We start from the raw sequence: 21,681 nt of genomic DNA on the forward strand, positions 1-21,681 counted from the left end.
TTGGTGTTCAAAATAGGGATGTTTTAGAAATGACTGGTTGTTGAGGAGGCACTAAAGTATCATTATACCGATTTCCAGGAAAACAACAACGGTCAGATACGGGCAAATGTGGAAAATTCGGACAAATACACTTTAGGCAACACCGCATAAAGAGCGCCTAGCGGCTTTGCACATTATTTGCTTGCAGGTTTTCATCTATTTCAAAAAATGCTCGTGAATACGTAAAGTATCCACGAGCATTTATATTTTATCTGACGAGAAATCTGGCTGCTGTCTGACGCATGCAGTATTGCCTTCACGAAAAGACTGCTTTTATGATAATGTCACTTTTATCAGTGATTTTAGCTTGTGTGCCGGAACTGTGATGGTGTTTTCCCGATGGTTTGTTTAAACTGCCGGATAAAATAAGAGGTGCTGCTGTAGCCGCAACATTGTGCAATTTCCTCCAGGGAAAGCACATCTTGTTTTAACAGCTCACATGCTTTCTGAACTCTGCTCTGAATGAGATCCTGTGTCACACTGTATCCGAATGTATCGGCATATAGGTGCTGAAACCGGGAACGGCTGAGGGATAGTTCCTTTGCCAGCGCATCTATGTTCCAGTCCCGTTCTGGCCAGCGATAAATGCATTCCCGTATCCAGATCAGGCGTTCGCCATAGATGGTTTCAGACAGTACTGCAGTGGGATGTGCGATTTCGATCTGTTCATGGAGTTTGTACAGCAGCATGCGGAAATAGAGATTCACAATTTCGATTCGGTGGAGATGTGCTGAATAGTATTCATAGCACATGTTGCGCAGAATAGAGGAGATGTTGGAGATATCTCCCAGATGTACGATCTGATTTAGAGGAATATGCAATTGGTATATCAGCTGCTGTTCTTCCTCATCTGGTCCAAAATGCATCCAGTCGTCAATGTATTCTTCGCCATTTGTAGTGTAATGTTCCGGGTATTCCGGTGTATAGAGGAGAAAGGAGTTTGCCTGTGCATGGATATCTTTGCCGTCAATCCGAAAAATCCCAGGCGTCTTTGTGAGAAGCAGCAGCCAGTCTCCTGCACCGTTGGGACGGTCGATCATAAAGGTTGCATCATGTTTGTGGTGATAGCCGATCTCATCCATTCGCATTTCTGTCACAGTCCTTTCTCTCCGGTAAAACCATACCATTATTTTTATGGCAACACCGCACAAAGAGCGCCTGACGGCTTTGCACGTCATATGCTTGCATCTTTTCCGTCATATTTCACAAAAATGCTCGTGAATACACAAAGTATTCACTGCGCTTTTTGTTTCATCTGACGAAAAATCTGATGGCGCATATGACGCACAATCTTTGTGCGGTATTGCCCTAAACAAATAGTAGAATTCGCTATAAAATACTTCGCTTGTGTACAACTGCCTGCTGTGGTATGATAATGGTAAAGAAAACGGGATACGCAATAAAAAATCATGAGGAGGTATGACACATGCGTATGCTGAAGCAAACCATAGCAGCTCTGACAGCAAGCAGTCTGATACTCACAAATGCGTTGTTGATCCAGGTGCATCAGAGATATGAACATGTCTATGCAGCTGAAACAGCTTCAATTGAAAACAATATGGAATGGGGCACGCTCCAGATCACAGGAGGCGGTTTTGTTTCCGGTATTGTCACTGGTCAGGAGGTCATGTATGCCCGCACGGACGTAGGCGGTGCATACAAGTACAACTTCGAAACAAAACGCTGGGAACAGCTCATGAACTTTATCACCGAACAGGGCAAGGGCAGCATTGTGGTGGCAGATGTGGGCTCTGACAATTTCCAGCCTCTGAGTGATGATCTGCCTGACGATTGTTTCCCGGCGCGCATCAGCAAAGATGCCAACGGCGATTTCCTCATTACCTATGTAGCAACCATTACATTCGGCGCAGGAAACGGCGGTATTTATCGCTACGATCCGGATACTGGTGCAGTGGAGGATATTTCGCCGGAGAAAAACAGCTTCGGCGCCTGCATGAGTGCACCGGATAATGCCAATGAGCTGATTGCAACCACCTGCGGTGTATGGAGCATTCAGCGATGGGATGACACTGGAGAACATGACCAATACGGTGAGTGGCTCTATCGTTCTGAGGATGGCGGAAAAACCTGGACTTCTATTTATCCGGGCAAGCAGGGGGACTATGTGTGGGATCCGGAAACAGGCGATGTTCATCCCACGCAGCTGTATGATTATCTCCACGATGACGGATGCAGTTGGGTATACGGCAAGGCGATCCACTGGTCCGGTGCACTGGTACTGAATCCTCAGAATCCGGAACAGATCATGGTTTCTTCCGGAAACGGCGTGTTCCAGTGGAATGATATCTGGTCGGATTATCCGGTGGCAACCTTCCATGCAAAGGGCATTGAGGAAGTAGTTGCCCATGATTTTGTCAGCATTCCGGGCGGAGACAATTACTCTGTTATTTATGACTATGACGGATTCCGTCATAGGGCAGTCGACCAGCAGGGGGAGCAGTTTCAGCCCAATATGGGTTCTACTTTAGCAATTGCTTATTGTCCCCAGAATCCGGATGTACTAGTTCGCTGTGCGGATAAAACAGGACAGGGCTATTACACGATGGACGGCGGCGACACATGGACAGAGATGAGTCTGCCGGGCGGCGGCGGAAAGGCTGCCATTACGCAGCTGGAGGACAGCACCTATCGTATTTTTAAAAGTGAACAGGAAGGTGCCGGGGTTTCCTATACAGATGACTTCGGGAAAACCTGGAACCAGACAGAGGGCATCAAAGGTTCGAAAACCACTTATATGCTGGTAGAACCAAAAAATCCTGCTGTGATCTACGCCTATACCACGCAGTATAACTCCTGGTGGGCAGCAGATAAGACAAAGACAGAGCCGACCTTTGAGGATGCACACTATTCTTTCTATATCAGCACGGATTATGGAAAGACGTTTACTGGTTCTGACATTGCACGTTATGACGAATGTGACCAGGCAGGACGAATCGCTTACCTTAGTGAAGACAATCTTATGGTGGGTGCGGGTTGGTACGGTATGTATCATATTACCAACGGCGGACAGACCATCGAGAAAAATGATGTCTATTACTGTAAATCCATTGGCTATGGCGCACCGGAAAAAGAAGGCGACCTGAACACGCTTTACATGTGGGGCAAACCGCAAGAAAACGATCGGGAGGGAATCTATCGTTCTCAGGACGGCGGCGAAACATGGGTCGCTATCAATACCACAAAGCATTATGGCGGAACAGGCAACGGCAATTTTATTGTAGGCGACATGAATGAATTCGGTACAGTGTATATGAGCACAGTCGGCATGGGTATTGTTTATGGAAGACTATCTGATGGAAAAACAGATCCGCCTGTAACACCCACAGAACCGGATGAGCCGATCATCGGTGATATCAGCCAAGACGGCAAACTGGACAAAAAGGACATACAGCTTCTTCAGAAATATTTGCTGAACGAGAAAAAATTGTCGAAAGAGCAGGCACAGATCGCCGATCTGAACCAGGATGGTGCAGTGAACGGCTTTGACCTTGCACTTCTCCGACAGAAAAAATAAAGGTAGCATCATATGAAGAGCGCTTGATGAATCTGTATGTCATACTAATCCCATATTAACCTGTTGAAGAATTTGCCGCTATCATTTCGTCACTCTGCGTTGCCCGCCCTTGGCAGGCGACAGCCTGCCTGCGGTTGGGCGCCATGACCCACAAAATGCTATCTGGCAACTTCTTCAACAGAACGATAAGGGATTAGTATCACGTCTCATTTTCTGGTTTTTTACAATTTGTTTACGTAGGAAGAGGATAGTTTTGCTGACTTTCCACTTGACAAATTAGCTAAATTGCAGTATAATTAGCTAAAAAGAAGTGGGGGCAAAAAGAATGGCAAAAGCGGTACGCATGTCAGATATTGCAGAACGTTTGCATGTCAGCATTGTGACAGTATCCAAAGCGCTTGCTGGAAAAGATGGCGTCAGTGAAGAGATGCGCCAGGAAATCCAACAGCTTGCACAGGAAATGGGGTATCAGGGAAAGAAAAACAGGACGACACCGTCTGCTGCCTATACCCTTGGAATTGTCACGTCTTATCGTTATATTGAACAGGGACAGTCATTTTATTGGAATCTGTATGAAAGAGTCCTGTATCATCTGACGCAGAATGGACATCTAGGAATCCTGGAAGTGGTCACAGATGAGGCGGAACAGGAACAGCAGATCCCGCGGTTGGTGCAGGAGGAACGGGTAGACGGCGTCATTGTCATGGGCAATTTTACGTCGGCATACCGGAATGCACTGGTAGCAGCTGGTATTCCCATGGTAGTCCTGGATGCTTTTGATGCTCGGTTTCATCAGGATGCTGTCATTTCTGATGGCTATTATGGAATGTATACCATGGTGGATTATTTGCTGCAAATGGGTCATCGGGATATTGTATTTGTGGGCTCTGTCAATGAGACAAGCAGCATTACAGATCGATATTATGGCTATTGCCGTGCCATGCGGGAAGCGGGAATTCCTGTGACGGAGTCCAGCATACTGCCGGATCGTGATGCAGAGGGAAAAGTCGTGGTATCACTGGAACGGATGAAAAAGATGCCAACTGCATTTGCTTGCAACTGCGATATCACAGCGCATATGTTGATCAATCAGCTCAAGCAAAAAGGAATTCGGGTGCCGGAGGATGTATCTGTGGTAGGGTTTGACAACTATGTACTGGCTGAGTTTGCACAGCCGCCTCTGACCACTTATGCTGTCGATCTGGATCATATGGCAAAAATAAGCGCTCAGCAGCTGATCCGCCGTATCCAGAAGCCGGATGCCGATGTGCGGCGCATTGTGGTAAGCGGAAAGCTTGTGGTGCGGGAAAGTGTGCGACGACTGGGCGTTTAATTTGCGAAGTCTAGCGCTTTTCGTTATGTGTGATTTTTATCGTGCTTTGGGATCATTTTAAATGCTTTTAAACCGTCTGTGGGGAGGATTTCCTGTAGGCGGTTTTATTTTTTAGGTAAAAAACGAGAATGGAAAAGTGCTAAAGTATAAAATTGATAATACTGACCAATATTTCTGTGAAACTGTTTGTGGAATATGGATAATATAGATACCTTTAAATTGTGTAAAACGCAGAAAAATGATTTTAAGCTCAATTTTAACTTGACTTTTAAGTAAAAATAGAGTAAGATATATTCAACAGGAAAAAACACCCACGAGGTTCGTAACCAGTACACAAGCCCGGACAGCGGCGATGTGTACAAATAATCAAATGGAGGAATGGACTATGAAACAAAGATGGATGGCATTCGTACTGGCAGGACTCACAGCAGCGGCAATGACCGCATGCGGCTCTGATGCAGGAAGTGCAAAAAAAGAGAGTCCGTCCGTATCCTATATGGATATGAAAGTCGGCGAAACTGCAACAGACATCAAGGCTGACCTGAAGATTCTGACAAACCGTACCGATCTGATCGAAGTAGAGTTTGCGGATTATGTGTCGGAATTCACAGCAATGTATCCCAATGTCACAATTACATATGAGGGCATCACAGACTATGACAACGATGCCACAACGCGTCTGACTTCCGGTGATTGGGGCGATATCTGCTGTATTCCTGCTACTGTGGATCTGAGTGAGTTGAGCAATTACTTTGAAGCATTTGGCAGCTATGATCAGTTCAAAGAAGTGTACGAGTTCACAGACAAGAAGATGTATGACAACACTGTGTATGGCATCCCAAGCATGGGCAACGTCAGCGGAATTGTATACAACAAGGCTGTGTTCGAAGAAGCCGGCATTATAGAACTGCCGAAGACACCGGATGCCTTTCTGGATGATCTGCAGCTGATCGCTGACAAGACGGATGCCATTCCGCTGTATACGAACTATGCTGCAGGCTGGACGCTGACAGCGTGGGATGCATATATTTCCGGCGGTGCGACTGGAGATGCAGACTTTAAAAACAATGGTCTGGCACACGCGAAAGATCCTTTTGCAAAGCGGGATGATATGACAGGACCCTATGCTGTATACGATGTGCTGTATGAGGCAGTGGCTCGTGGACTGACAGAGGATGATCCCACCACCACTGACTGGGAAGGCTGCAAGGTACAGATCAACGAGGGCAACATCGGCTGTATGGTTCTGGGCAGCTGGGCAGTGCCCCAGATGCAGGCAGGCGGTCCGAATGCGGATGATATCGCCTATATGCCGTTTCCCATCACGGTTGACGGTCAGCAGTATGCTTCTGCCAGCGCTGACTATTGCTACGGTGTAAATGTGAACAGCAGCGCCGATGAAAAGACAGCGGCTATGCTGTATATCAAGTGGCTCACAGAATCCTCCGGTTTTGCCGGCAGCCAGGGCGGTATTCCAATTGTAAAGGGCGATGCGTATCCGGAATCTCTGGAAAGCTTTGCAGATACAACATTGATTACAGACAATCCGGCACCCAGCGGTGAGGAAGATCTGTTCAACAACATCAACAACGGCTCTGAAATTTCCCTGGATGCTGACCCGACCCATGTTGCTGCCATTGTAGAAGCTGCCATTGGCGGAACAAAAACCATGGAAGAGATTGCAGACGAATGGAATGCTGCGTGGGCCAGTGCGCAGGAAAGCAACGGTGTAACACCCCAGTAAGCGCAGAAAGGGCGTGAACCCACATGGGAAAGCAACATGCAGAAGGCAGTCTGACAAAACGGAAACGGCGGCTGCAATGGTCTAATGCAAATGTGCAGAAAACAGTTGTGGCATTGACATTCCTGTTTGTACCGTTGTTCCTGCTGATCTTGTTTACATATCTGCCGTTTTTCAAAATGGTGCAGTTCAGCTTTTATGATATGAAATATATCGGCGACCGGGAATGGGTCGGACTGCAAAATTATATTGACGTATTCACACGGGATGACTGCTTCAATGCTCTGAAGCTGAGTCTGTATTATATGGTTGGTTCTGTGGTACAGCTGGCGCTTGCACTGTTGTTTGCATCGATCCTGAGCTTTCAGCCAAAGGGCGGAAACTTCTTCCGGGGTGCTCTGTATTTTCCGAGCCTGGTCTGCGGCATTGCCGTGGGGTTCATCTTCAAATACTTCTACACCCACGGTTTTGTGTTGGATTCCATCCTGGGCGTCCTGGGTATCCCGGAGGAGATGCTCCCATACTGGCTCAAGGATACACGCATCAATAACTGGGTGCTGGTGGCGTCCTCCATCTGGCGATATATGGGACAGAATATGGTACTTTTCATCGGTGCTATTGCCAGCGTGGACAAGACCCAGTATGAAGCGGCGGCAATCGACGGTGCAAATGCTTGGCACCGGTTCCGGTACATTATTTTACCTTCCATCCGAACCATTGTGGTGCTGAATATGATTCTGGCGATTTCCGGTTCGCTGTCCGTTTTTGAAATCCCTTATGTCATCACAGACGGCGGTTTCGGAACATCCACCTATTTTGTTCTGATGGATAAGCTTGCTCATGCCAACCAGAAAGTTGGTCTGGCTTCAGCTATGGCAGTGGTGCTGTTGGTATTGATCCTGCTGGTGAGTGCTGTGCAGAAATGGGCAGAAAAGCGAATGGATACCGGATTTCAGATCGGGAAACGGAGGCGCAGAAAATGAAAGGAACAACAGCCCGACTCAAACGGCTGCCCATGCAGCTGCTGCAATATGCAGTGCTTCTTCTGGGGGCATTCTGTGCCCTTGTCCCCATTGTCAGCTGTATTACAACGGCATTCAAGACGGAGGAAGAGTATCGCACCACAAGTGTTATGACCCTGCCGGAAAACTGGCTGAACTTTGAGAATTTTAGAGTCGCCTGGGAAAAGGCGGGCATGGGAAAGGCGTTTTTCAACAGCTTTCTGATCCTGGTTTTTGTACTGGTGGGCAGTACGCTGATTTCCGCGATGTTGGCATATGTGCTGAACCGCTTTCAATTCCGCGGCAATCATCTCATCCGCAATCTCTTTATGGTAGCGGCACTGATCCCCGGAATTGCCACACAGGTCACGGTCTATCAGATCATGACGTCCCTGCATCTGGTCAATACCCTTTATGGCTATATTTTCTTGATGCTGGGTACAGATGTCATATCCATCTACATCTTTTTGCAGTTCTTTGAGAATTTGCCAAAGACCCTGGATGAAGCGGCGATTCTGGATGGATGCAGTTATTTCGGCGTATTTTTCCGGATTTTGCTTCCGCTTTTGAAACCGGCAATTGTCACCAGTGCGATTCTGAAAGGCGTCAGCACATACAACGAATATTACATGGCAAATCTGTATTTGCAGGACAAAAGTCTGTACCAGGTGGTCTCTACCTCCCTGTACACCTTTACCGGACCTATGGGGAGCCAGTACCAGTACATTTGTGCCGGCGTATTGATCACCATGATTCCCATTCTGATTATTTTCTTATTATGTCAAAAACAGATCTACAGCGGCATGGCAATGGGCGCTGTAAAAGAATAATTCTGGAGGCAAGATTCTATGAAATCCATTACAATGCACACCGGCAGCCTGCCGCAGATTCCGTGGCAGGATCGGCCGAAGGATTGTACCGCACCTTTGTGGCGCTATCAGGACAATCCCATTATTTCCAGAAATCCTATTCCGGGAGTAGCACGTATTTTCAACAGTGCAGTGATCCCGTACCAGGGTGCGTTTGCCGGTGTATTCCGGGGTGAGCAGACAGACGGCGTGCCCTTTATTTACTTCGGTAAGAGTCAGGACGGCATTCACTGGGAATTTTCTCCCGAAAAGATTCGTTTTGTGGACGAAGCCGGGAATCCAGCCATGCCTCTGTATGCTTACGATCCGAGACTGGTTCAGGTGGAGGATACATATTATGTGATCTGGTGTCAGGATGCCTATGGTGCAGCCATTGGCATGGCAAAGACAAAGGACTTCGAAACTTTTGTCCGCCTGGAAAATCCTTTTTTGCCCTTCAACCGGAATGCTGTCCTGTTCCCGCGGAAGATCAACGGCAAGTATATGATGCTTTCCCGTCCCAGTGACAGCGGTCATACGCCTTTCGGGGATATTTTCCTCAGTGAGAGCAAAGATATGGAGTACTGGGGGCATCACCGGCATGTTATGGGAAAGAGCAGCCGCTGGTGGGAAAATGTCAAGATTGGCGGCGGCGCAGCACCCATTGAGACAAGCGAGGGCTGGCTCCTGTTCTATCACGGCGTGACCAATACCTGCAACGGCTTTGTATACAGCATCGGCGGTGCCATTCTGGATCTGGACGAGCCGTCAAAGGTGAAATACCGCTGCGGTAGCTTCTTGCTGACACCGGAAATGTGGTATGAGGAACGAGGGTTTGTGCCCAACGTCTGCTTCCCCTGTGCCACACTTCAGGATGCGGATACCGGACGGATCGCGATTTATTACGGTTGTGCGGACAGCTATGTAGGGCTGGCATTTACCACGGCGGAGATTGCAGTGGAGTATATCCGTACACACGATGCCGCCAGCGACGATGACCGCTGCGACGGAAAACGATAAGAATCCATAGAGAAAGGCGATGGGGACATGACACTGGTCACGGAAGTGCGCAATATGCTGGAGAAAAAGCTGATTCCGTTCTGGCTTTCCCTCCGGGATACAAAATATGGCGGCTATCTCAGCTATGTGGATCTGGAACTGCGCCGGGATCCCCGGGCAGAAAAGGGCTGCATTCTCAACAGCCGTATCCTCTGGTTCTTCTCTGAAGCAGCCATGGAACTCGGCTGGAAGGAACTGCGGGAGGCGGCAGATCACGCCTATGATTTTCTGATGGCACATTGCCTGGATCGTGAGGCTGGAGGCGTCTATTGGTCAGTGACCTATGACGGAAATCCTCTGGACACCACAAAGCATACCTACAATCAGGCATTTGCCTTGTATGCCCTTTCTGCATATTATCGGCTCACGAAAAAGCCGGAGGTGCTGGAGACGGCACAGCAGTTGTTTGATTGTATGGAGACCCATTGCCGGGATGCCGGCGGTTATCTGGAGGCATTCGATCGGTTCTGGCAGCCGGTGTCCAATGAAAAGCTCTCCGAAAACGGCGTTGTGGCACAGCGTACCATGAATACGCTGCTCCATGTGTTTGAGGGATACAGCGGTTTTTATCTGGCATCCGGTTCTGCCCGTGCGGCAGAGGAAATGCGTGCCATTCTCCAGATCTGGTCAGAGCATGTGTTCCAGGCGGAACAGCAGCGGCAGGAGGTCTTTTTCGACCGGGAATATCACAGTCTCATTGATCTGCAAAGCTATGGTCATGACATTGAAACCGCATGGCTTCTGGACTGGGGCTGTGACATGCTCCAAGATGAAGCCCTTTCCGGGAAAATCCACGGAATGACGGATATTCTCGCTGTCTCCGTTCTGGAAAAGGGCTTTGACAGCGAGGCGGTCTGTAACGAACGGGAAAAGGGCGTGACGGATACCACCCGTGTGTGGTGGGTACAGTCAGAGGCAATTGTGGGCTTTGTGCATATGTTGGAAAAGCACCCGGAACAGAAACGATTCGGGGACGCAGCGGCGCAGATCTGGCGGTATATTCTCCGGGAGCTGGTGGATCCCAGAGAGAACAGTGAGTGGTTCTGGCAGGTGGACAAGGCAGGAAAGCCTGTGGGAAAGCTGACCATTGTTGACCCTTGGAAATGCCCCTATCACAATGGAAGAATGTGTTTGGAAATGATAAGGAGGAATCCGGATGTATCATGTTGAATATCTGCGGCAGAAGGAAAAGCAGGAGGAGCTGCTCTGCCGGAAAAATGAAAAGTCGGAATTTTACAACGGAATCTATATCCGCTGGAAAAATCCGGTTCTCACAAGAGAACATGTGCCGTTGCACTGGCGGTATGACCTGAATCCGGAAACCAATCCCTATTTTCTGGAACGCCTGGGCGTCAATGCCGTATTCAATGCCGGTGCCATTTACCGGAACGGGAAATATTGCCTGGTAGTCCGTGTAGAAGGAAACGACCGAAAGAGCTTTTTCGCCGTAGCTGAGAGCAGAAACGGCATTGACGGATTCCGTTTCCGGGATAAGCCCATCGTATTGCCGGATCTCTACCCGGATGAGACGAATGTCTATGATATGCGTCTGACCCAGCATGAGGACGGCTGGATCTATGGGGTGTTCTGTTCCGAATCCAGTGCAAAGGATCCCAATGATCTGTCAGCGGCAGTGGCATCTGCCGGCATTGTCCGGACAAAGGATCTGAACACGTGGGAACGCCTGCCCAATCTGGTGACAAAGCAAAGTCCCCAGCAGCGCAATGTCTGCCTGCTGCCGAAGTTTGTGGACGGAAAGTATGCGTTCTATACCAGACCCATGGATGGATTCATTGAGACCGGCTCCGGCGGCGGCATCGGCTTCGGACTGGCAGAGGATATTACCCATGCGGTGATCGAAGAGGAACGTATGACAAGCTTGCGCCGGTATCATACCATTACAGAAGCCAAAAACGGCAGCGGCGCTGTTCCCATTGAAACGGAAAAGGGCTGGCTGCACCTGGCACACGGCGTGCGAAATACCGCTGCAGGACTGCGGTATGTACTCTACGTTTTTGTGACAGATCTGAAAGAGCCGTGGCGTGTCATTGCAGAACCATCCGGCTATTTCCTCGCTCCCATGGGTGAAGAACGGGTGGGAGATGTATCCAATGTTGTATTTACCAATGGTGCCATTGTCCGGCCGGACGGCACGGTCTATATTTACTATGCATCCTCGGATACGAGACTGCATGTCGCCACCACGGATCTGAACCGGCTTCTGGACTATGCATTTCATACGCCCCAGGATCCACTCCGCAGTGCAGATTGTGTACGCCAGCGGTGTGACCTCATTGACCAGAATTTGAAATTTATGCGTCAGCAGAAGAATCACTGACACAGGAAAGGTTTGTTGACTATGAAGAAATGGGTCGCAGTTTTGAGCAGTATCGTACTGGGATACAGTGCACTAGCAGTGCCGTTTTCGGCAGCAGGCACAGTGTACGCAGCAGATTCCCGGACAGGATTTGTCACCACAAATGGTACACAGTTTATGCTGGATGGTTCCACATTCTACTATGCCGGTACCAACAACTATTATTTGAATTTTAAGCCGAAGGCATCTGTGGATGCTGCATTGGAGGATGCCGCAGATATGGGCTTGAAGGTTGTCCGTACCTGGGGCAATCTGGATGCAGGTGTCCTGACCGATCAGGTATCTGCAGATGGCTATGCGATCTTTACGGACAGTGTTGACGGTTCCGGTGAAAAGGAAGGCGTTTATTACCAGTATTTTGATGCAGACCTTGGACGTCCTGTCGTCAACGAGAGTGAGACCGGTCTGGAAAAGCTGGACTATGTTCTGTACAAAGCAGAACAGGAGGGCATCCGTCTGCTGATCACATTCACTAATAACTGGGATGCCTTCGGCGGTATGAACCAGTATGTAAAATGGGCAAAGCTGGCTGGAGAAAATGTCAGCGGCCATGATGATTTCTATACCAATGAGACCATAAAGGGCTGGTATAAGGACTATGTGAAAACCCTTTTGAATCACGAAAATGTCTATACCGGCGTGAAATATAAGGACGATCCCACCATTTTCTCCTGGGAACTGGCAAATGAGCCTCGCTGTGAGTCGGATGCCGGATGTGAAAACAATGTTGTGGTAAAATGGGCAACTGAAATGAGTGCCTATGTGAAGTCTATTGACAGCAACCATATGCTTGCCGTGGGCGATGAGGGCTTCTATAATTACGGCTATAACGATTTCCCCGAGGGAGATCATAAATATGTATATCACGGCAGTTCCGGTATCGACTGGCTGGGACTGACAGCAATTCCGGATATCGACTTCGGAACGCTGCACATTTACTGTGACCAGTGGGGACTCACAAAGGAACAGGGTGAATTCTGGTTCAAGAAGCACGGCGAGGATGCAGCTGCGCTGAACAAGCCAGTCATCGCAGAGGAATTTGGATGGAAAGACCGGAGCGAGCGTGCTTCTGTCTATACCGACTGGTGCAACATTTTTGAAGGTAATACCTATGACGGTGTGGAATTCGCCGGCACTAACTACTGGATGATCGCTTCCATGGATGGCAGCGCACTGTATCCGGACTATGACGGCTACACCGTTTATTACAGAGGCGATACAGACGGCAATCCCACCCAGGAGGCATGTGATGTCATCATGGCACATGCAGAGCGCATGAATGCCAAAAATGCGGAGAACAATCTCACTCCGAAAAAAGCGGACTTTGACGTTGTGAATCCTGCGGACATTACGTTCCAGCCTACCATGAAAATGGGTGAAATTTCCGGTCTGGAGCTGGATGGCAAGGCACTGACAGAGGGAACAGATTATACCATCAGCGGCACGACTATCACAGTTTCTGCATCGGTATTCCAGTCTCTGGAACTGGGCAGCTACAAGCTGAAGCTGCTGACCACAGCAGGCAATCAACCCACTGCAATGGTACGGGTGTATGATTCCAATGCAGAAGTACTGTCCCGCAGCGTGATCGATGACTTTGAGTCCTATGCGAACAGCACAGAAGTAAGTGCTGCTTACAACCGCAACTCCAACGGTGACAGCCTGACACTTTCTCTGGATACAGAAAATGTGAAAAATGGCAAGGCTGCATTGAAATATGAATACAGCGTAGCAGACGGCGGTCCGGGCTATTGCGGTGCAACAAAGACTCTGGGCGGCGCAGACTGGACAGGCTTCGATGGCATTCGCTTCTGGATTCTGTCGGACGGCAGCAACCGGGAGACCACCTTCCAGTTCATTGACGGCGCAGGTGCATACTGGGAGAGCATTCAGAAAGTTACCGCTGAACAGGGCTGGACAGAGGTGAAGATTCCCTTCTCGGACTTCCATGTACAGCAGTGGGGTACTGCCGCAGATGAGCCGACTCTGGACGGCATCAAGGAATTTTCCATCTATACCGGACAAAATGGGAATCCGGGCACAGGTGTTTGGTATTTCGATGATATCGGATTGTACAGTGACGGTACGGTCACCATTCCGGACGCAGAGGCGACGGAAACCAAGGCAAGCTTTGATCCGGAGAATCCCTCCGATATCATCTTTACCATCATCACAAATGGCCATGTTCTGAAAGGCATGTCCGAAGGAGAGACCGCACTTCAGCAGGGTGTTGACTTTGCTGTCAACGGCAGCCAGTTCCGGCTGAACCAGTCTTATCTGGAAACACTTTCTGCAGGTACTCATACGCTGCATGTATCTTTTGAAACTTGCCCGGACATTGTTCTGACAGTAGAAGTCAAGGGTGCAGCAACCACAGAAACTACTGTTGTGACGGAGACGACCGCTTCCTCTGAAACCACTTCCGAGACTGTTTCAGAAAGCACAGAAACTACTGAAACTACTGAGACCACTGAGTCCCTTTCAACAGAAACCACTGCTTCTTCGGAAACAGTATCCACGGAATCTACAGAAGCATCTTCTGCAACTACTGCTTCTTCTCAGACAGAAACCACCGCTTCTTCCAAGGTGGATCCTTCTCAGGCACTGTATGGCGACATCAACCTGGACGGCAGAGTGGACATCACAGACGCTGTACTGCTGAACAAGGCAACTGCCGGTGCTGTAAAGCTGGGAGACAACGCTGCTGAAAATGCAGATTGTGACGGAGATGGCGTGCTGAGCACCAATGATGCAGTGACTCTGCTGAAATTCCTGGTGCATCTGGTTTCGTCCCTGCCATACGCTGAATAATGTGGATACCAGGAAAGGAAGTTTAAGATGAAATTGTTAAAGAAACTCGCTGCATTGTGCATGAGCGCAGTGCTTGGCACATGCGGAATTATGGGCGGTTATTCTTCGGCATCTGCCGTATCAGCAGCAGAAACAAAGGCATCCGTACCTGAGGGATTTGTTTATGCAGAGGGGACCCATTTTATGTGTGATGGTGAGCCGTTCTATTTTGCGGGGTGCAATTCCTATGATATGTTTACCCTGGGCGATGGTTCCAGCGCAAGTTCCATATCAGACATTGAGACCAAATACATGTATAAGGATCAGATCGACACGCGGATGCAGGAGATGCAGGACAACGGCGTGACAGTACTGCGGACATGGGGCTTTTCCAATGAGACCTGGCATGGCTTTGAGCTTTCACCGGGGGAATATAACGAAGCTGAGTTCATGTTGTTCGATTATATCATGTATTCCGCCCAGCAGCACAATATCCGTGTGATCATCACCCTGGAAAACTACTGGGAAGCATACGGCGGTATTGACAAGAAGCTCAGCTGGGCAGGACTGACCGGCGGAAGCCACACAAACCGTGCTCAATATTTTACCAATGAGATCTGCAAACAGTGGTACAAGGACTATGCAAAGCACTTTGCAGAGCGTACCAACTATTTCACTGGTGTTCAGTACAAGGATGACCCCACCATTTTTGCATGGGATCTCATGAACGAACCCCGCTATCAGGATGCCGGAGAGGACAGCACTGGTCTGACGCTCCGCGCATGGGTGGACGAGATGGGTGCATACATCAAGAGCGTTGACCCGAACCATATGGTCTATGCCGGTCTGGAGGGACACGGTCTGAAGTACGGCTTCGGCGGCGATGAGGGTAACCCCTTCGTTTACATCCAGGAGTCTCCGTATATCGACTTCTGCTCTGCACACCCCTATCCGGATGAGCACTGGGCAAATATGACACCGGAGGATACCAAGACGACTATGCTCCAGTGGATCTCCGATTCCCATGAGGTTGTAGGAAAGCCCTTTGCCGTGACAGAATTCAACGTACATTCCTCGTTGTCTGACGAAGAATACAAAGCATACTGGCGTGCAGTATTCGATACCATTGAGGAACAGGATGCCGGCGGTGGACTGTTCTGGGAATTCAATGACCGGAAACTCAGCGAATTCACTGTCATGAACGGCGACCCGATTCTGACCTATTTCAAAGAACATTCTGAAAAAATGCAGAATCAGTCTCCCAAGAATGGACTTTCCGGCAAGAATCTCCGCATCAATGTGGATGCGCCGGAGGATCTGACTCTGAGCTATCAGATGATGGTGGGCGAGGCATCCGGCCTCCAGCTGGATGATGCAGATCTGACTGCCGGAACGGATTATGAAATGGCAGACGGCACCATTACCCTGAAAAAGCATATCTTTGAAAGTGCCTCTATCGGCACGCATATTGTGCGACTCCTGACCACAGACGGCAACCAGCCCATGGTGAAGGTACAGGTTTACAGCAAGGCATCTGAAGAAGCTGCACGCAGCATCATTGATGACTATGAATCCTACGACAATGACGATGCCATTGCCATGGCATACAAGCGCAACTCCAACGGCGACAGCCTGACCTTGACACTGGATACCGAGCACGTGAAAAACGGCAAGGCTGCGCTGAAATATGACTACAGTGTTGCAGACGGCGGTCCGGGCTATTGCGGTGCGACCAAGACTCTGGGCGGCGCAGACTGGACAGGCTTCGATGGCATCCGCTTCTGGATCCTGTCGGACGGCAGCAATCGGGAGACCACCTTCCAGTTTGTAGACGGTGCAGGTGCATATTGGGAAAGCATTCAGAAAGTTACCGCCGAAGAGGGCTGGACAGAAGTGAAGATTCCCTTCTCGGACTTCCATGTACAACAGTGGGGCACTGCCGCAAGCGAGCCGACACTGAGCGGCGTAGTGGAATTTTCCATCTACACCGGGCAGAACGGCAATCCGGGTACAGGCGTTTGGTATTTCGATGATATCGGACTGTACAGTGACAGCACACCGATTGTGACAACAGAATCCACAGAAACCACGGTAACTGAAACCACTACTACAACCACTATGGAAACTACCACAGAGTCTTCTTCGGAATCGTCTTCCGCTGAAACTTCTGCTTCTACAGATACGACAGTATCTTCTTCCGAAACAACCACAGAAACTTCCAGCGAGACTACTGTTTCTGATACGGAGACCACCATAACAGTGAGCACCACTGCAACAGAGACGGAATCCACCGCTTCTTCCAGTGTTGATCCTGCCCAGGTTTTGTATGGTGACGTCAACCTGGACGGCAGAGTGGACATCACAGACGCCGTACTGCTGAACAAGGCAACTGCCGGCGCAGTGAAACTGGGAGACAGTGCGGCGAAGAATGCAGACTGTGACGGAGACGATGTGCTGAGTACCAATGATGCAGTGACACTGCTGAAATTCCTGGTACATCTGGTTTCGACTCTGCCCAGCGAAGCATAAACAAGCTTTTCTCTTCATCAATTTCCTCTTATAGAATGTAGAAAAACACCCTCTTTCCGGAACAGCATAACAGCTGATCTGGAAAGAGGGTGTTTTTCTGTAGGAAAGACGAACGTAAAAATGATAGAAACGTATAAGATGTTCAGGCAATCGGCAAGGATTCTTCCAGATGCACCAGATAGCGCAGGAGTGCAAGAACGTCATCTACAGAAATTGTACCGTCACCGTTGCAGTCCATATTATTTCTCTGGAGATCGTTCAGCATGACACTGCCGTTTGCAGCCTTGTTCAGCAGAACAGCGTCAGTTACGTCAACTTTGCCGTCCAGGTTTGCATCGCCTATGAGAGGTGTTTCGGATTCGTTAAAGCAGATTCCGGTTTTTTCACCGGCGAGGAAAGATTCCGGTACTTCTGTGTAGGCTGATTCAAATTCGCTGCCTTCTTCGTAATAAATCGGACGTGCTGCTCTGAAATATGTTCCCATATCCATTTCACATGTTGCGTTCGCCCATTTAAACACGTAGGAATTGAATTCCTGTTCAGAATCAGACGGATTGTCTGGAATCGTTATATCAGATGCAATTACAACACAATCAAACGGATAATTTGGAATTTCTGCGTAGTCAACAAATCCTGGACCCTGGATGTTCAAAACACCGGTTACATATTCAAAGCACCAGGAACCGCCCAATTTAGAAGTACCAGTCGTTTCATACAGGGGATGTTGAGCAACGCCTTTTCCAATAAATCGATAGTTGCTATCGTTTGCATAACGATAGTAGATGGCGGATCCATAGGGCGCATAAATGAGAAATCTTGTGGGAAGCGAGCCTTTCCATTCGGTTACACTTTCCGGCAATGTAATAGTGCACGAATCAGCCGGATATGTACTGTCACAATCAAAGAAATCGGACAATACATAGTCAATATCTGTGATACCTTCCTCGTATACAACGTGTCGTATGGAATTTCCATAATTCCATTCCGGTCTTTTCCATCCCGTGCTGCCGGCAGGGGGATTAGGGTCATAATAGGACGCCATTGCTCCGGTGCCGGAGAAAGTCAGTGTTTGTGTATCCGGGTCGTATGTCCATGTAATATTGTCTCCCTCTGCACCACATGTGCCAGAGTAGGTCGTTAGCTGTGTAACTGAAGTCGCAACAAGTACAGAATCACCTGCCGCCTGAACTGTTCCGCCAAGCATGGAAACAGAAAGCAGCAGTGCACTGATAGCAATGATAGCTTTTTTCATTTTCATTTTCCTCGCTCCTTTGTTGATCCTATTAGACGACAATATAGGTATGAATTTTATAAAAGGTAAATTATCATAAAGGGAACAGAAATAAAACCTGTTCTCCCTTTTATAATAACATATTTTTCCCTCCATTCTGCCAAAATGTCAAAAATAACAGGTGAAATGAAAAAAATAGCACGAGACGTATGGAAATGAACACCATATTTCTGCTATTTCATCTTTTTGGTACAACCTCCTCTATGAATAAGCATCCAGAATCCCCCTCTGAAAATCAAAATACTGTTAGAATAGACAAAATTTTTCTTTCATTGTGATAAAAGATATTGCAAAATTTTGTCGTTTCAATGGTTCTGTCTGTTTTGCTGCGCTCATAAGATGTGAAATGTTTCTGTACGAAATGTTCTCCGGATCGACACAGATAAGGGATCTTAGGAGGACGTTTCACAGAAGCATAATAGGATCTGTTTGATACAAGGATCTTTTTCCTTATGTCGGACAGTTTCGGTGTCTTTCATTTCAGGCAACAAAGACAGAGAAAGGGGGAGTTGGAATGGAAAAAAACAAAGGGCTGCTTTCACTTCGGAAAAGGAAAGCAGCCCGGCTGGCAGTAATGTAGGAATCAGAAATAATTTCCGAAAAGATGCATGGAACCTGTATGTGTATGTGCCGCAGGATATCAAGGCAATACCGCACAAAGATTGTGCGTCAGATACGCCGTCAGATTTTTCGTCAGATGAAACAAAAAGCGCAGTGAATACTTTGTGTATTCACGAGCATTTTTGTGAAATATGACGAAAAAAAGCAAGCATATGACGTGCAAAGCCGTCAGGCGCTCTTTGTGCGGTGTTGCCTCAACAATCTGCGGCTGTTTCCAAAGGAGGAATGATATTTGATTCGTAAAATAGTCAGCCGGATTGCGGCTGTCTTTACTGCACTTGTCATGTGGTTCGGAATGCTGCCAGTGGCAGTCTCTGCGGCGTGTGCACCGCCGGTCTATGTCTATGTCATGATAACCGATGATGGAGAACAGCTGTCCTACCAACAGCTGGCGCAGCTTCGGAAAGCTGGTCTCCAGATCAATCAGCACGGGTATTTTACCATCGGCAAAATCTCATCTGTCAGCGGTCTGCCGAAACCCGGGAGCTTTGGCTACTGGATCGGTAGCGGAAACAAGTGGAATAATCTGAAAAAGTATTTTCTGGACAAAAACAATCAGCTGGTGCATGCCATAGAACGGCATACCTGCAACCATGCAATTGCCATAGACCGTCTGGACTGGACAGCGAAAGAGGTAAAGCTCCTGGTGTGCTATGGTGCAACGGATTATCCCGAGGCAAAGTTGGATCCCACATGGCATCTGGACGGTACAGCGGATATTGATGATCTCACTGCTTCATATGCGACAGAACATTATGTTGAAAATCTGGACGGTACGGGATATACCCTTGCGGATACCACAACAAAATCGGTACAGCTGGGAAAGAACGTAACGGCGGAAAGCCTTTCTATGGATGGCTTTACTTTTGATGCGGATAATCCGAAAAATGTGGTTTCTGGTACGGTGACAGCGTCGGATCAGCTGGTGCTGAAGTGTTATTATACCCGTAACAGAAACTACACCGTAACGTGGAAAAATGAGGATGGAAGTGTTCTGAAAACCGATACGAATGTTGCCTATGAAGCGATGCCGGTATATGATACCGCAGCAGAGGGCTGTCCCACCAAAGATGGAACGCCGCAGTACAATTATGTGTTCAGCGGCTGGTCTCCGGAATTGCAGCCAGTGAAGAAAAATATCACCTACACTGCGGTATATCAACAGGTGACAAATCGTTATACAGTGACCTGGGTGAACTGGGATGACACGATCCTGGAAGAAGATGAGGCGGCATACGGCGAAACACCTGGCTATGAAGGTGCAGAACCAACCAGACCGGCAGATAGTGCGTACACTTATACGTTTCAGGGCTGGGAACCGGAGGTCAGCGCTGTAAAGGGCAACGTCACTTATCGGGCGGTGTTCACAAAAACGCCGCGGACCTATCCGGCTGCGGTACAGGTGCTTCTGAACGGCAGCTATGATTCCGAAACGGATACTGCTTCCGGTGAGCCTGTTTCCATGGATGCCATGATGGGAAAAGGAACGGGACTCTATGTGCAGAACGTCAGCGGCGGCGATCATATTGTGCTTCAGACCGGAGAAAGCACCGGCATGTATACAGCGGATCTTCCTGCCGGAACTTATCAGTTCTGCATCTCTTCAGACGGAGAAACCTTTACCATGCTGAAGAATCAGCAGATGATCGTGAACGGCAGCAGCCGGACACAGTATCTGTTTTTCAGCAGCGTGACTTATGATGCAGACGGCGGTTCGGGAGGACCGGATACTGCATACTACGAAAATTCCAGTGCTGTAACAGTATCTGTACAGCAGCCGGAAAAGGAGGGCTTTCTGTTCAAAGGATGGAAAGAAGATGACAAGGTATTCCAGCCGGGAGATACGCTTACGGATTGCATCGGCGAAGAGCATACTCTGACGGCACAGTGGGCAGAAGCTGTGGATGTGAAGGTCAATGTTACCGTAAACCATAGAGCAGGTGATGATTGTGACCAGACAGAGAACAGGGAAAATGTGAGCTTTTCATTGTGGTCAAAGAACGAGGACAGCACGGATTATGAAAAAGTCGGAAATATGTCTCTGACAGGAGAAGAAACAGATCCGGAGCTGTATGCGTACAGTTATGATACTGTGGCAGACAGCAGTATTTACACTGCCCAGGCGGCTGCCTTTTCTGACCTGGATGGTTCGTGCAGCTTTACAGTTGAGGCAAACAAGTCGGAGTATGATGTGACCAATGTACAGGTCACAAAAACAGGAAATGAAGTCGTTATTGATGTAACCCTGCAATACGCACCTGGAAAATTCGACTTGCAGTTTCAAGTTGAGACCAAAGATGGAACGCCAACGGAACTGTTGCCTAAGGCGGTTCATGTAAAAGTCCTGTCATATGACGAGACGAAAGGGGAATGGTATCTTCTTCCGCAGCATGAAAATAGTGCTCCATTGCAAGTGGAACTTGATGCAGAAGGGAAGGGAAGCGGTTCCTGTTCTGTGAAAAACCTCAATCCGTAAAACTCACCACTAAAAAACATCAACGCAACCAGAAGTGTAAT

General features: G+C 48.5%; 13 protein-coding genes. 11 read left to right on the top strand and 2 right to left on the bottom strand.

Features of this window, described 5'->3' with window-relative positions; translation table 11 throughout:
• Positions 1–341: 341 nt before the first annotated feature.
• On the bottom strand, positions 342–1,127 hold the full coding sequence (locus tag Q0418_RS10795; protein WP_298484153.1) for an AraC family transcriptional regulator: 786 nt from the start codon (positions 1,125–1,127) through the stop codon (positions 342–344).
• Positions 1,128–1,465: 338 nt separating this feature from the next.
• Between Q0418_RS10795 and Q0418_RS10800 the strand changes: the two genes are divergently transcribed.
• The 10 genes from Q0418_RS10800 (at position 1,466) to Q0418_RS10845 (ending at position 17,252) form a co-directional block, all read left to right on the top strand.
• Positions 1,466–3,574 (top strand): dockerin type I domain-containing protein, encoded by a 2,109-nt coding sequence (locus Q0418_RS10800; RefSeq protein ID WP_298484141.1) that lies wholly within the window; start codon positions 1,466–1,468, stop codon positions 3,572–3,574.
• 325 nt (positions 3,575–3,899) lie between these two features.
• The gene (locus tag Q0418_RS10805) at positions 3,900–4,907 is read left to right on the top strand and encodes a LacI family DNA-binding transcriptional regulator (protein ID WP_298484142.1); all 1,008 of its coding nucleotides are present in this window, start codon (positions 3,900–3,902) and stop codon (positions 4,905–4,907) included.
• 385 nt (positions 4,908–5,292) lie between these two features.
• Positions 5,293–6,651 (top strand): ABC transporter substrate-binding protein, encoded by a 1,359-nt coding sequence (locus Q0418_RS10810; RefSeq protein ID WP_298484143.1) that lies wholly within the window; start codon positions 5,293–5,295, stop codon positions 6,649–6,651.
• A gap of 23 nt (positions 6,652–6,674) precedes the next feature.
• A complete protein-coding gene (locus Q0418_RS10815) occupies positions 6,675–7,631 on the top strand; it encodes a carbohydrate ABC transporter permease (protein WP_298484144.1) in 957 nt (318 codons plus the stop codon).
• Positions 7,628–8,479 carry a carbohydrate ABC transporter permease gene (locus Q0418_RS10820; RefSeq protein ID WP_298484145.1) on the top strand — a complete coding sequence of 284 codons (852 nt, stop codon included), beginning with the start codon at positions 7,628–7,630 and terminating at the stop codon, positions 8,477–8,479. Before Q0418_RS10815 ends, Q0418_RS10820 begins: the two co-directional genes overlap by 4 nt.
• A gap of 18 nt (positions 8,480–8,497) precedes the next feature.
• The gene (locus tag Q0418_RS10825; protein WP_298484146.1) at positions 8,498–9,517 is read left to right on the top strand and encodes a glycoside hydrolase family 130 protein; all 1,020 of its coding nucleotides are present in this window, start codon (positions 8,498–8,500) and stop codon (positions 9,515–9,517) included.
• A gap of 27 nt (positions 9,518–9,544) precedes the next feature.
• Positions 9,545–10,726 carry an AGE family epimerase/isomerase gene (locus Q0418_RS10830; RefSeq protein ID WP_298484147.1) on the top strand — a complete coding sequence of 394 codons (1,182 nt, stop codon included), beginning with the start codon at positions 9,545–9,547 and terminating at the stop codon, positions 10,724–10,726.
• The gene (locus Q0418_RS10835) at positions 10,713–11,894 is read left to right on the top strand and encodes a glycosidase (protein WP_298484148.1); all 1,182 of its coding nucleotides are present in this window, start codon (positions 10,713–10,715) and stop codon (positions 11,892–11,894) included. The genes Q0418_RS10830 and Q0418_RS10835 overlap by 14 nt, the downstream gene beginning before the upstream one ends.
• Positions 11,895–11,915: 21 nt before the next feature.
• Entirely contained in the window at positions 11,916–14,744 is a 2,829-nt protein-coding gene (locus Q0418_RS10840) for a X2-like carbohydrate binding domain-containing protein (RefSeq protein ID WP_298484149.1), read from the top strand.
• A gap of 27 nt (positions 14,745–14,771) precedes the next feature.
• Positions 14,772–17,252 carry a carbohydrate binding domain-containing protein gene (locus Q0418_RS10845; RefSeq protein ID WP_298484150.1) on the top strand — a complete coding sequence of 827 codons (2,481 nt, stop codon included), beginning with the start codon at positions 14,772–14,774 and terminating at the stop codon, positions 17,250–17,252.
• A gap of 142 nt (positions 17,253–17,394) precedes the next feature.
• On the opposite strand, the gene Q0418_RS10850 is transcribed toward Q0418_RS10845, so the two are convergent.
• Complete coding sequence (locus tag Q0418_RS10850) at positions 17,395–18,510, bottom strand: dockerin type I repeat-containing protein (protein ID WP_298484151.1); 1,116 nt, start codon at positions 18,508–18,510, stop codon at positions 17,395–17,397.
• An 886-nt stretch (positions 18,511–19,396) separates the two neighbouring features.
• On the opposite strand from Q0418_RS10850, the gene Q0418_RS10855 reads away from it, so the two are divergent.
• Positions 19,397–21,640 (top strand): InlB B-repeat-containing protein, encoded by a 2,244-nt coding sequence (locus tag Q0418_RS10855; RefSeq protein ID WP_298484152.1) that lies wholly within the window; start codon positions 19,397–19,399, stop codon positions 21,638–21,640.
• Positions 21,641–21,681: the final 41 nt, after the last annotated feature.

The organism is uncultured Ruminococcus sp., from assembly GCF_937915125.1.
In the GTDB taxonomy this organism is placed as follows: domain Bacteria; phylum Bacillota; class Clostridia; order Oscillospirales; family Ruminococcaceae; genus Ruminococcus_C.

Excerpts from the sequence above, each read along its gene's own strand:
- Q0418_RS10795 (WP_298484153.1), bottom strand. The coding sequence starts at position 1,127 with ATGCGAATGGATGAGATCGGCTATCACCACAAACATGATGCAACCTTT.
- Q0418_RS10800 (WP_298484141.1), top strand. The coding sequence starts at position 1,466 with ATGCGTATGCTGAAGCAAACCATAGCAGCTCTGACAGCAAGCAGTCTG.
- Q0418_RS10805 (WP_298484142.1), top strand. The coding sequence starts at position 3,900 with ATGGCAAAAGCGGTACGCATGTCAGATATTGCAGAACGTTTGCATGTC.
- Q0418_RS10810 (WP_298484143.1), top strand. The coding sequence starts at position 5,293 with ATGAAACAAAGATGGATGGCATTCGTACTGGCAGGACTCACAGCAGCG.
- Q0418_RS10815 (WP_298484144.1), top strand. The coding sequence starts at position 6,675 with ATGGGAAAGCAACATGCAGAAGGCAGTCTGACAAAACGGAAACGGCGG.
- Q0418_RS10820 (WP_298484145.1), top strand. The coding sequence starts at position 7,628 with ATGAAAGGAACAACAGCCCGACTCAAACGGCTGCCCATGCAGCTGCTG.
- Q0418_RS10825 (WP_298484146.1), top strand. The coding sequence starts at position 8,498 with ATGAAATCCATTACAATGCACACCGGCAGCCTGCCGCAGATTCCGTGG.
- Q0418_RS10830 (WP_298484147.1), top strand. The coding sequence starts at position 9,545 with ATGACACTGGTCACGGAAGTGCGCAATATGCTGGAGAAAAAGCTGATT.
- Q0418_RS10835 (WP_298484148.1), top strand. The coding sequence starts at position 10,713 with ATGTATCATGTTGAATATCTGCGGCAGAAGGAAAAGCAGGAGGAGCTG.
- Q0418_RS10840 (WP_298484149.1), top strand. The coding sequence starts at position 11,916 with ATGAAGAAATGGGTCGCAGTTTTGAGCAGTATCGTACTGGGATACAGT.
- Q0418_RS10845 (WP_298484150.1), top strand. The coding sequence starts at position 14,772 with ATGAAATTGTTAAAGAAACTCGCTGCATTGTGCATGAGCGCAGTGCTT.
- Q0418_RS10850 (WP_298484151.1), bottom strand. The coding sequence starts at position 18,510 with ATGAAAATGAAAAAAGCTATCATTGCTATCAGTGCACTGCTGCTTTCT.